At 45.0% G+C, this 12,181-nt stretch carries 11 protein-coding genes; 7 read left to right on the top strand and 4 right to left on the bottom strand.

What is annotated here, in order from left to right; all coding sequences use genetic code 11:
• The first annotated feature begins 224 nt into the window (after positions 1-224).
• The 4 genes from rpsP to rplS all read left to right on the top strand — a co-directional run bounded on the left by rpsP (position 225) and on the right by rplS (position 2,695).
• Positions 225-494 (top strand): 30S ribosomal protein S16, encoded by a 270-nt coding sequence (gene rpsP / locus RAH45_RS12520; RefSeq protein WP_068403757.1) that lies wholly within the window; start codon positions 225-227, stop codon positions 492-494.
• Between the two features lie 212 nt (positions 495-706).
• A complete protein-coding gene (gene rimM / locus RAH45_RS12515; RefSeq protein WP_068403756.1) occupies positions 707-1,240 on the top strand; it encodes a ribosome maturation factor RimM in 534 nt (177 codons plus the stop codon).
• A 62-nt stretch (positions 1,241-1,302) separates the two neighbouring features.
• Entirely contained in the window at positions 1,303-2,067 is a 765-nt protein-coding gene (gene trmD / locus RAH45_RS12510; protein WP_068403754.1) for a tRNA (guanosine(37)-N1)-methyltransferase TrmD, read from the top strand.
• A 205-nt stretch (positions 2,068-2,272) separates the two neighbouring features.
• Positions 2,273-2,695 carry a 50S ribosomal protein L19 gene (gene rplS, locus RAH45_RS12505; RefSeq protein ID WP_068403752.1) on the top strand — a complete coding sequence of 141 codons (423 nt, stop codon included), beginning with the start codon at positions 2,273-2,275 and terminating at the stop codon, positions 2,693-2,695.
• Between the two features lie 248 nt (positions 2,696-2,943).
• On the opposite strand, the gene RAH45_RS12500 is transcribed toward rplS, so the two are convergent.
• The gene (locus RAH45_RS12500; protein WP_068403750.1) at positions 2,944-3,501 is read right to left on the bottom strand and encodes a DUF4442 domain-containing protein; all 558 of its coding nucleotides are present in this window, start codon (positions 3,499-3,501) and stop codon (positions 2,944-2,946) included.
• A 425-nt stretch (positions 3,502-3,926) separates the two neighbouring features.
• On the opposite strand from RAH45_RS12500, the gene RAH45_RS12495 reads away from it, so the two are divergent.
• Together RAH45_RS12495 and uvrC are read left to right on the top strand one after the other, a co-directional pair.
• Positions 3,927-5,450 carry a DUF3360 family protein gene (locus RAH45_RS12495; RefSeq protein ID WP_068403748.1) on the top strand — a complete coding sequence of 508 codons (1,524 nt, stop codon included), beginning with the start codon at positions 3,927-3,929 and terminating at the stop codon, positions 5,448-5,450.
• A gap of 186 nt (positions 5,451-5,636) precedes the next feature.
• Entirely contained in the window at positions 5,637-7,481 is a 1,845-nt protein-coding gene (uvrC, locus tag RAH45_RS12490; protein WP_306495332.1) for an excinuclease ABC subunit UvrC, read from the top strand.
• A gap of 448 nt (positions 7,482-7,929) precedes the next feature.
• Here the strand turns inward: uvrC and RAH45_RS12485 are convergent, their stop codons facing one another.
• From RAH45_RS12485 to lgt, 3 genes are all read right to left on the bottom strand, one after another.
• Positions 7,930-8,496 carry a dihydrofolate reductase gene (locus RAH45_RS12485; RefSeq protein ID WP_306495331.1) on the bottom strand — a complete coding sequence of 189 codons (567 nt, stop codon included), beginning with the start codon at positions 8,494-8,496 and terminating at the stop codon, positions 7,930-7,932.
• Between the two features lie 43 nt (positions 8,497-8,539).
• On the bottom strand, positions 8,540-9,412 hold the full coding sequence (locus RAH45_RS12480; RefSeq protein ID WP_306495330.1) for a thymidylate synthase: 873 nt from the start codon (positions 9,410-9,412) through the stop codon (positions 8,540-8,542).
• Positions 9,413-9,491: 79 nt separating this feature from the next.
• Entirely contained in the window at positions 9,492-10,376 is an 885-nt protein-coding gene (gene lgt, locus RAH45_RS12475; RefSeq protein ID WP_306495329.1) for a prolipoprotein diacylglyceryl transferase, read from the bottom strand.
• 181 nt (positions 10,377-10,557) lie between these two features.
• On the opposite strand from lgt, the gene RAH45_RS12470 reads away from it, so the two are divergent.
• The gene (locus RAH45_RS12470; protein ID WP_306495328.1) at positions 10,558-12,171 is read left to right on the top strand and encodes a DUF4139 domain-containing protein; all 1,614 of its coding nucleotides are present in this window, start codon (positions 10,558-10,560) and stop codon (positions 12,169-12,171) included.
• Positions 12,172-12,181 lie beyond the last annotated feature (10 nt).

Raw genomic sequence — 12,181 nt, 5'->3', positions numbered from 1 at the left:
GTAAGACAGGTTGCTTTACGATAGTCAATTTGCAAGAAGACCCAGACCTGAAATAGCATTCTGCCGCTATAAATTAACAAGATATTTTGAATTGTATTTTACATGCTTTGCCATTTAAGCTATTGTTAATAAATAATTAAATAAGCACGGTTTATGTTTTCAATAAAATAAGACTGTGCTATAATTATGCCCTTTTTGGTATACCTGCGAAAGAGAGAATTCACATGGTTGTTATTCGTTTAGCACGGGGCGGTGCCAAGAAACGCCCATTTTATCAAGTAGTTGTTGCTGATCAACGCCGCGCGCGTGACGGTCGTTACATTGAAAACATTGGCTTTTTTAACCCGCTCGCTAAAGAGTCTGAAGAAGCAGTACGCCTAAACATGGAAGCGTACGATGCGTGGATCGCTAAAGGTGCACAACCTTCAGATCGCGTTGCTTCATTAGCAAAAGCTTATAACAAGTCTGCCGCTCAAACTGAAGCAACTGCTTAAGTTTGTACCGTCACTGAGGCGCTGATAGCTGGTCTATGGCAGTCTCAACAGACTTTAGAAAACATAGCGTAACTGGTTTGACCAGGGTGCGCCATTAACTGTTTATTACTTTTGATTGCGCTTAGCGCTGTTGATTGAGCTGTATTTACCCTTGTTCTTTAGTCATTGCTTTATCTATCATTGTTGTTTTAGTCATCGTTAGGTTAGCCGTTATGTCATCTGTTCCAAACGCTAGTGCACTTATGAAAATCGGCCAGCTAAAAAAGCCTTATGGCATTAAAGGCTGGCTGTGGGTATTTAGTGACACGGATGATCGCACGGCAATCTTTGACATGCAGCCTTGGTGGATGAAAACTGCTACTGGCATGAAGCCTTTAACTGTAAAGGCGTGGCGCGAGCAAGGGACGGGCATTGTCGCTCAATTTGAACAAGTCCCTGATCGTAACGTTGCAGAGACCATGAATGGCGTGACCATTTGGGTTGAGCAAAACGTTTTGCCAGAAACCGGTGAAGACGAATATTATTGGTCAGATTTGGTTGGCCTGCGCGTGATAAACGAGCAGGACGAAAACTTAGGCGATATTACTGAAATGTTTGAAACCGGAGCCCATGACATCATGCGTGTCGCGGCAACGTCAGACAGTTTAGATGCCGAGGAGCGCCTGATACCTTGGCATAAGCAAACGGTGATTGAGGTCGATTTGGCTGAGAAAACCGTGCTTGTGGCATGGCAAAGTGATTATTAATCGTAATTTCTTTTGATTGATAAAAACGTCATTCACGCAGTGTTTATGCAAGTAGAGATCTGATGTATTTTGCCGTGATTAGTATTTTCCCTGAAATGTTTGCCACGATTCGTGAGTTTGGAATCACGGGACGGGCAGTCACTCAGGAGCAAGTCACGATTGAATGCATCAATCCACGTGATTATACCACGGATAATTATCGCCGTATTGATGAGCGCCCGTATGGTGGCGGCCCTGGCATGGTGATGATGGCTGAGCCATTATCCCAAGCGATTGAGGATGCCCGCCTGCGTGCCCGTCAGCACGGTTGCCGTGTCGACAGTGCGCACTGTCCGGTGATTTATATGTCACCACAAGGACAGACGCTGAGCGAGAGTAGGGTGGTCAGCATGACTGAGTATGACGGCATGATTTTATTATGTGGTCGTTACGAAGGTATTGATGAGCGCTTACTGACGCAGTATGTCGATATGGAAATATCACTTGGTGATTATGTGTTGACCGGTGGCGAGCTACCAGCAATGGTGCTCATGGATAGTGTGATACGTCGTCTGCCTGATATTATGGGTGATGATAAATCCGCTGAGCAAGACTCGTTTGTCGATGGTTTGCTTGATTGTCCGCACTATACCAAGCCGCATGAATTTGCTGGGTTGGCGGTCCCTGAAGTTCTACTTTCAGGTCATCATAGCAATATCGCTAAGTGGCGCTTTAGCCAACAGGTCGAACGTACGCAAGCGCGGCGTCCAGATTTATGGCAAGCGTTTACGCCAACGGTCGAGCAAGCAAAGTGGCTCAAAGCATTGGCAAAAGCAGATAAAAAATAGCGTTAATAGCGGTTAAAAACATAAACAGTTAAGCAATAATATTTTGAGCAACAATAAAACGTGTCATAGCATCATGGCCGTTGGTCATAACCCATTTACGTTGTAGTTATTATTAATCCAAGATATTAATAATAGCTATGATTCATTATTACAAACAGGTGATATGCGTCAAGCCTCTATTATCTAATGTGAGGAGATAACTCTCATGAGCAACAAGCATCCATTGGTTCAGGTCATCGAAAATGCGCAATTGATTGAGCGCCCAAGCTTTGCACCCGGCGATACCGTTGTGGTTCAAGTAAAAGTACGTGAAGGTGAGCGTGAGCGTTTACAGGCTTTTGAAGGCGTTGTAATTGCTAAGCGTAACCGCGGTCTAAACTCAGCGTTTACCGTACGTAAAATCTCAAGCGGTGTTGGTGTAGAACGTGCATTCCAATTGCATTCACCAATCATTGATAGCATCGAAGTGAAACGCCGTGGCGCAGTTCGCCGTGCGAAACTATACTACTTACGTGAGCGTTCTGGTAAATCAGCCCGTATCCGCGAAAAACTTGGTGCTCGTCCAGCTGCAAACAAAAAAACTGACGCTGGCGTACCTAAAGCAGTTGATACTGCTCCTGGTATTTAAGAACCAGTTTGCTTTGCTGCGCTTAGTCGTCTGATTGGACGCTTGATGCTTGGCAAGGCGAAAGTAGATACAAGCCCTTATTCATAGGTTTATTTATAAATAAGCGGGCCATACCAAAAAAGACAAAACCCCAATCTGTGCTTATGCCAGATTGGGGTTTTTGTTTCTGCCGCTTTTATTTAGGCTTTAATTGCTGCTTTCATGCTGTTTTCATTAAAGATTTGCGTGACATGTTGGCTTTCAATGTTTTAGGTCTCAATATTGTCTACGCGGCTGGTTTGGTCTTTAGACTTACTGTACTTACGCAGTCGAATATAAAGAGTCTTAGTAACAGTAGCGACGACTTTTTGTTGCTCATCGACGATATCGACGCTGTATTCACGAAAGACGGGCTCGCCATCCTTTGCCAACTCTTGAATAGCGATTACTTCAGCACTGCTAACCTTGATCCTTGCGGTGACTTTGCTCTTACCCGGCGCGATAAATTCAATATGTGAGCTTTTATCCCATACTACGTAGCTGCTGCCCAATTGGTGCATAAGCATCAGCATATAAAACGGATCTACCATCGAGTATAAGCTGCCCCCAAACTGGGTGCCGACGATGTTTTTGTTTAAATTATTTAAGCCCATGCTGACCACGCATAAACCTTGATCTAAATTCATGTGTTCAATCTTGATACCAGCGCCGATGTAGGGCGCATAAGTGTTGATACGCAGTTTAAGCAAGTAGGGCGTCAGTAATGGCATGATATTTTTTTTCGCGTTACGTTTAAGCGTTTCAAGTCTTTTAGGCAGTAAATTCATCAATATTTCCTATTCCCTTTTTAGATATTGCTAGTCTGATGGTATGAGTTATTTTTATTGTATTAAGTTAAGTATGACTGCAAGGATTGTTGCTTATAAGGTAAGTTTTCAAGCAATGAGTCATAAAAAGATATTTATCATAGTGAAAAACCATGAAGCTCGCCAGTTTTAAAGCGTAACGAAACGGCAAATGCGACGATAAAGCCATTATCTTGTTTGCATTCATTACCATTTTCTAAGTGTGAACGATTGAGTCATAAAAAATATTTTTCATAACGTTGCGGGTAGTATCTTTTAATGGCGAAAGTCTCGCATTATCTTTAACGATGTCTTACAATAGCGGGATTTTGTTTTGGGCGGTTTAATATTTACTCGATATTAGGATAATAACGCCGCTCAAACCTCAGTTGACATAAGGAAATGTGATGAGTGGTACACAGCTTCCCACCTCAGGGCGCAACCCGCAGCAACCAATCTCTTCTGATAATGACGATTTGCAAAGCAGCTATGTAGAGTTACATAAGCCCAGCGCTAGCTTTAAAAATCGTAATGCCTACCTCAATCATGAACTGCAAATCATGCAACCAAAACGTTGGCGTGCTAATTTGCCGTTCCGCGATTATCGTTTTGAGTATGAAGATACGATTCCGGCAATGGCAGCGACCATCGGTAAAGTGGTGATGGTGGGCGCCATTGCTGCAACCTTTGCTGGTCCGCTTGGTTTGGGCGATGCTTTTGTGTTAGAAAACGTGCGTTATGAATTGCTTATCGTGGCGTTTTTTGTGATTTTATTCTCAGGTTTCCTGCTACCAACTGCCAACCTTGCCGGTACGCACGGCCCACTGATTCCGCTCATTCCTATCGTCGTTGCCGCAGGTGGTCACCCGATGGCCTTTGGTCTACTAATCGGTGCTTTTGGTTTGCTACTTGCCATTAGTAAAGGCGGCAGTCTGCTGGCAAACTTGACCAGTAAAGGCGTGTGTGGCGGCTTACTGCTGTATTTGGGCTTTATTGGCACCACCTCCCAAGTCAAAAACCTATTTGCTTGGGCAGAGGGCATTGGCATGTCACATATTGCCTTTGTGGTGATTCTACTGACGATTATCTTATATGCACTGTTAGAGAATTATCAAAAACGCTGGCTTGCAGTGCCACTCAGTTGTTTGTTAGGTGGCGGTGTTGCCTTTGCGATGGGCGCGCCTTTTACCTTTAAAACCGCACCCGGCCTACCAAATATGAATCCAATGTATTGGTGGGGCGAAAATACTGGTTGGATGTTAGGCTTGCCGACTGTCGAAAGCTTTATCGTGGTGTTGCCATTTGCGGTGTTGGCCGTTGCTATGTGGTCGCCGGATTTTTTAGGTCATCAAGTCTTTCAAAAAATAAGCTATCCAAAACGTACTGAGCGCGTGCTGATGGATATTGATGATACCATGACCAGCGCCTCTATTCGTCAGGTGGCAGGCTCTGTGCTTGGCGGTGCTAACTTCGCTTCTTCATGGGGCACCTATATTGTACCAGCGGCAATTGCGAAGCGTCCTATTCCAGCCGGTGCGGTATTAACGGGATTATTCTGTATTATTGCTGGTGTTTGGGGTTACCCCATGGATTTAGCCATTTGGGAGCCGGTAATGTGTGTGGCATTGATTGTTGGTGTCTTTATCCCGCTACTTGAAGCGGGCATGGAGATGACCCGCGAAGGTAAAACCACGCAGTCTGCGGCGATTGTCGTCTTTGCTTCTGCCTTGGTCAATCCAGCCTTTGGTTGGTCGATTACTTTGGTACTGGATAACTTAGGCTTGATTGGTTCAAAAGAGCGCAGTGCCAGCTTAACAAAAATGAGTCGCTGGATTATTCCTGTGGTGACCTTTGTCATTTTAACCACAGTGATGGCTATCGTCGGCATGTTGCCCGGTATTCCAGCGCTTTTGCCAAACTTCCGTCACTAGATTTTTAACGTTTTCCATAAAAAGCCAGCCTCGATGCTGGCTTTTTTTATGACTTTGGTTAAGCCAATTTTAGGCTTGCAAAATGCCCGCTGTTGCCCCATAAATATGATATTACTTACGTTTTTACAGTGTGCTGTTTTTACTCTGTACTAACGTTAAAGCCCTAATTTAAGAGTCAAAAATTCTATGGTCAATGTCTCCGCATCGAGTCCCGTCGACGATAAAAAAGCCCGCCTAAAGCATTTAATCCAGCGCCTGCCAAATCTGCCAGGGGTGTATAAAATGCTGGGTAAAAATGGCGATATTCTCTATGTTGGCAAAGCCAAATCGCTGAAAAGTCGTGTCAACAGTTACTTTGCTAAGACCATTGTCCATCCAAAAACGCGGGCATTGGTGGCGCGGATTCATAATATCGAAACCATTATTACTCGTAGCGAAACTGAGGCGCTATTACTCGAGCAAAACCTGATTAAAGAGCATCGTCCGCCTTATAATGTGTTACTGCGCGATGATAAATCTTACCTTTATGTGTTTATCTCAGCGGATAAGCCCTATCCAAGATTGGCTTATGGGCGCGGTAAGGGCAATCACCAAAAAGGTCGCTTTTTTGGGCCGTTTCCATCGGCTCATGCGGCGAAAGAGACGCTGGTGCTCATGCAAAAAATGTTTCAAATGCGCCAATGTACCAATACTTTTTTTAAACAGCGTAAGCGCCCGTGCCTTGAGTATCAGATTAAGCGTTGCCGTGCGCCCTGCGTTGGTTTGGTGTCGCCAGAAGAATACGCCGAGGACGTTAATAATACCATTCGCTTTTTAAAAGGTGATTCAAGTGATATTCATCAGACGTTAATTAAAAAGATGGAGAGCGCAGCGGAAGCCTTAGACTTTGAAAAGGCAGTTTTTTATCGTGATCAGCTCTCTATGCTGCGTGAAGTACAAGCGAAGCAAGCCGTTTATACCGTAGAAGGTGAGGCGGATGTGATTGCGATTGCCAGTCAGGCGGGCATGACTTGCGTCAATGTGCTGACTGTGCGCGGCGGACGCGTGCTTGGCGGTAAAAACTATTTTCCCGATATCGATAGCAGTGAGCCACTTGCGGATAATTTATCGGCGTTTATTACTTCGTTTTATTTTCAAGTAACCGATGATTTGCCAGCTGAAATTATACTCAGCCATGAGCTACCGGATCAAACAGCGGTCAATGAAGCACTGGTTACCCACTTTGGCAGTAAGACGGTCATTAAAACCAACGTCCGTGAGCACCGCGCTGAATGGTTAGATTTGGCCAAACTCAATGCCAATAACGCCCTAAAAACCAAGCTTGGCGATTATCTAGAGTTGCATGCGCGCTTTGGTGCACTGAAAGACGTCCTCGCCGACGTTACCGATCGAACCATTGACCGTATCGAGTGTTTTGATATCTCACATACCATGGGCGAAGCGACCATCGGTAGCTGCGTGGTCTTTGACCAAGGTGGGTCGCGTCGCCGTGATTATCGTCAGTATGCGATTCATGATATCCAAGGTGGTGATGACTATGCGGCGATGAAGCAAGTGCTGACGCGGCGTTATAAGAAGCAGCCATTGCCGGATTTATTGCTGATTGATGGTGGTAAAGGTCAACTTGGTATTGCTAAAGAAGTACTCACAGAGTTGGGTATTCTCAATGATACGTTGCTCATTAGTGTGGCAAAAGGTGAAGGGCGTAAAGCAGGCTTGGAAGTATTGCACTTTATCGATCACGAGCCGCTTGACTTGCCGATGGATAGCAAAGCGCTGCATTTATTGATGCATATCCGCGATGAAGCGCATCGGTTTGCCATTACCGCGCACCGTAAAAAGCGCGATAAACGCCGTTCCTCATCGGTGCTAGAAGTCATACCAGGGCTTGGCGAAAAGCGCCGCCGTGACTTACTCAATCACTTTGGCGGTATGCAGCAATTGCTTGGCGCATCGCAGCAGGAGCTGGCTGGCGTGCAGGGAATTGGTCCGGTATTAGCAAAAACGATTTATAAAGTGCTGCATGAGTAGAAAAATTAATGAAAAAAGACCGCTATCTTAGGACAGCGGTCTTTTTTTAGAAGAAAACTATTTAAATAATATTTAAACGTTAAAATCAAAACTTAACTGTTGATTTGGATAGCTGCGACAGTGCTCGCAAACGCGCTCCCAACGATTAAATCGATAGCGCCAATACCAACGAACATGCACAGCTTTAGGATAATTGCATTGAATGATCATAATGATCTCCATAATTATGATAGAAAATTCATAACCGTGCAGACATAGACATCTATTAGCAATTACTATAAAGTATGTAGACCTTCCCCAAGGTAAACAAACTCATAAGTAAGCTAAACGTTGATTATATTTCCACGATTATCTTATATAAAAGTTTTTTAAGCTCAGCAATTAGTTTTGCTGGGCTTTTTTAATTTTCCATAGATTGTTTCTCCTTTTAAGTAGTTGATAAAAGAAATTAAGCTTCCCTTTTATAAGTCACAAACCTAAAATCTAAGCCACTTTTTTCATCGTGTTTTTGCTCAGATTCTGCTGCGACTACAAACTCGTTTGGCAGCTCAGGGTAAAAGGCATCGCCATCTTTAATATCAGTATCGACATGCGTCAGCTCGACGCGGTCGGTATACATCATTGCCTCACTAAAGACCCGCTCGCCGCCAATCACCCAAATGGTATCAAGGTGCGCACCATGAGCAAGGCTGGCCGCTTGGGTCAGCGCATCGTCTAAATTATGCATCACATATGCTTTTTCACTACCGACCAAGCCATTTTGCGCGGCGTAGTCTAGTTGGGTCGTGATAATAAAGCTGATACGTTTTGGTAGCGGCTTGCTGCCCATCGACTCAAAGGTTTTGCGACCCATGATGACGATACCTTGTATCGCGCCGTCACTTTGTTTGGTCGTCATGCTTTTAAAATGCTGCAAGTCAGCTGAGATATGCCACGGCAAATCATTCCCTTTGCCGATACAGCGATTGCGACTGATGGCCGCGATTTGGGCAACTTCGGTATTGGCATAGCTCATAACCTATCCTTTTTATGGTCTTTTAAAAGTAAAGCGATTAAATTTAGACGGCAACTTTGGCTTTAATAGCTGGATGCGACTCATAACCTTCAACGCTGATATCGTCAAAGGTAAAGGCAAAAATATCCTTAATGTCAGGGTTTAGGGTTAAGGTTGGCAGCTCATACAGCGAGCGCGTCAACTGCAATTCAACTTGCTCACGATGGTTTTGGTAAATATGACAATCGCCGCCCGTCCAAACAAACTCACCAACCTCTAAGCCGCATACTTGCGCCACCATATGAGTTAGTAAGGCATAGCTGGCGATATTAAACGGCACACCAAGGAATAAATCCGCTGAGCGCTGATAAAGCTGGCAGGACAGTTTATTGTCCGCGACAAAGAACTGAAATAAGGTATGGCAAGGCGGCAGCGCAACTTGATCCGCTTCCTTTGGATTCCAGCCAGAGACGATTAAGCGGCGCGAGTTGGGATTGGTCTTTATTTGTTCAATCACCTCAGTGATTTGATCGACGCCATCGTTGTCATAACTGCCGTCTTCACGCTTGGTGGCGCCATAATTGCGCCATTGATGACCATAAATGGGACCCAAGTCGCCAGCAGGACGATTAAAGCGCGCGGTTTGGTCAGCGGTCGCCCATTCGTTCCAGATACGCACGTTATTTTCTTGCAGATAATCAACGTGGGTACTGCCACTTAAAAACCAAAAGAGCTCATAAACGATCGATTTAAAATGGACTTTTTTGGTGGTTAATAAGGGAAATCCATCGGCTAAGTCAAAACGTAGCTGCGCACCAAAGTAGCTTAGCGTACCGGTGCCAGTACGATCGCCTTTTTCAGTGCCATTCGTCATGACATATTTTAGCAAGTCTAAATAGGCTTGCTCATTTTTACTGTTATGATAATTACTGGTCATAAAACTACTCTTTTGCCTGATTCAAATATAGCATTCAATATTTAAACGTGTTTTTAATATCTTACTTGGTAATTAATGCTTAATAAGCCGCCTGTTTTCCCCAATCATAAATACCGCGTTTATAGGCATAAACCAGCATGATTAGGCCAATAATAATCATCGGTGCGCTTAATATTTGGCCTTTGGTCATCCAGCCGAGTAAAATAAAGCCTTGGTCGGCATCGGGCTGACGGAAAAACTCGATAATAAAGCGGCTAAGACCGTAACCTAATAAAAAGATAGCCGAGACTGCCATACGGGGACGCGGTTTTGAGGAATACCACCATAAAAATATAAATAGCAGCAGACCTTCTGCAAGCGCTTCGTAGAGCTGCGATGGATGACGCGGCAATAAATACTGGCCATTGACCTCAAGCATTAACGATTGTAATTCAGGATTGGTTTGTAATTGCTGCGCATCAAATGCCGCGGCTTGCGGAAAGTAAGTCAGCCAATTATAGCCACCGTCTGAGACGCGGCCCCATAGCTCGCCGTTGATGTAGTTGCCGATACGCCCAAACAGCAGACCTGTTGGTACACAGGGAATAATAAAATCGAGCACCTGAAAAGGGGTCTTTTTATATTTACGGGCAAAATATAACATGCCTAATAAGACGCCAATCATGCCGCCGTGAAACGACATGCCGCCTTCCCATACCCTAAACAGATACGCAGGATTTTGTAGCAATTCTCCAAATTGATAAAACAATACATAGCCGATACGGCCGCCCAAAATGACACCAAGGGCACCAAAAAAGACCAAATCAGACACCATGTCGGTGGTCCAGCCATCGCGTTTGCTACTGCGATACCATGCAAGGCCATAAGCGGCGGCAAAGGCCAATAAGTACATTAAACCATACCAGTGCACTTCTACTGGCCCCAAGGACAGCGCTACGGGGTCGAACTGAGGATGAATCATCATAAAGGTATCATATTATTGATAATGGAATGTGGCCCATAATAGCAAAATTCATCCGTTGCGAATACTATGATAAGTTTATCGATAAATAAATGGATGAAGGGAATGGCACATGGAATCAATAGCAAATCGGAGCAAAAACCGATAAGATGAAAAAAAGTGCTTCAATTTCTAAGGAATCCTTATGCAGCTGCCTTTACCAACATTATCCTTGCTCGGCATCATGGCTTCAGGTTTGACGCTATGTATTCCTATTAGTGCACAAGCAGCGTTGAGCAATATTGAGAACATCACTATTTATCAAGGCTTGGCCAGTGTCACGCGTACCTTGCCAATCAACGGCAGTGGCGAGCAAACGCTGGTCTTTTCTTGTTTATCGCCGAACATTGACGCTGATAGCATTAGCGTACAAGCACTAGGTAATGTTAACGTCGGTGAAGTCAGTATCGAAACCTTGAGCGCTGAGCAAGCGGCGCAATGTCAATACGGCCAATATCAAGGCGATGCCAAAGTACAAGTCCAGAAAAACACTCTTGCCGATATCAGTGCTGAATTAGAAGCGGCACGCTTAACCAAAGCCTATTTGCAAAATTTGACCAAGGTCACGCAAATTAATACGGCTGGCACATTGGCCAATAACGCCCGCGATTTAGAGGCGCAAGCAGCCAATATTAATAAAAGAATTGTTGAGCTACAGCAGCGCGAAGCACAAACAAAAGATGCGCTCAATCAGCTGCTGGCGGGCAGTACGACCTCAAAACAGAATAGCGTGACCCAGGTTAGTGTTCGCACCGCCAGTCGCACGCCAAGCACCGTTAAACTACATTATCAGGTGCGTGGCGCCAGTTGGGAGCCGACCTATCAAGCGCGCTTAAATACCGACAGCAAGCAGCTGAATATTACCGCCTCCGCCATTATCGCTCAACGAACCGGCGAGAATTGGAGCAACGTGCCTGTTATTTTAAGCAGCGTAAATCCCAATCAAACGACTACCAGTCAGCTGCCACACGTTGAGCGCTTGTCATTATATGAAGAGCAGCAACAAGCTAAATTGGCTCGTTATGCAGCGCCGATGATGGAGATGGAAGCATCGCCTGTCGTTGTTGCTTCTGCAAGAGACAATTATGGCGGCGGTGCAGAGATGCCGCCACTACCGAGCTTTACTGTGAGTAGTCAAAACAAAAATGGCATCACCGAATATCGCTTGCCGCAGCGTGTGAGTATTCCCAGTGATGGCAGGCGCGTACGCACGGTCATTGATGAGCAATCTGGCACCAGTAAGCTTTGGCTACGCAGTACACCAAGTGCCGAGACCGCCGCTTATTGGTATGCATCCGCGCCGTTCTTGACGCCTGCTTGGGCTGATGGCTCGTTGCAGCTATACCGTGATGATAACTATGTCGGGCAGTCGCGCTATAATTATCAAAATTTAAAAGAGCAGGGTATTGGTTTCGGTATTGACCCAAGTTTGCTGGTGAAGCAATTGACCGATGAGAATAAACAAGGCGATAAAGGCGTGTTTAACCGTCAACAAACCAAAACCATCACTCAAGCATATCAATTTACCAATCAGCACAATCGCAGCGTACGCTTGCAAGTGTTAAGTGCTGAGCCAGTGAGCAGTGATGACAATATTAAAGTCACGTCGGCGCACACCCCAGCGATTAGCCAAAAAGACTGGAATGACCATAAAGGTATTGTCGCTTGGGAATTTGATTTACCAAGTAAGCAATCACAAGTGCTGCAATCGACGTATCAAATCAGCTACCCTGCCGATAAAAAGCTGAGTACCAACTAAGCGCTGGTAA

The organism is Psychrobacter sp. van23A (genome assembly GCF_030845275.1).
Lineage (GTDB): Bacteria > Pseudomonadota > Gammaproteobacteria > Pseudomonadales > Moraxellaceae > Psychrobacter > Psychrobacter faecalis.
Note: the sequence above shows the minus strand (reverse complement) of the source record. Positions and strands in the feature narration are given on the sequence as shown.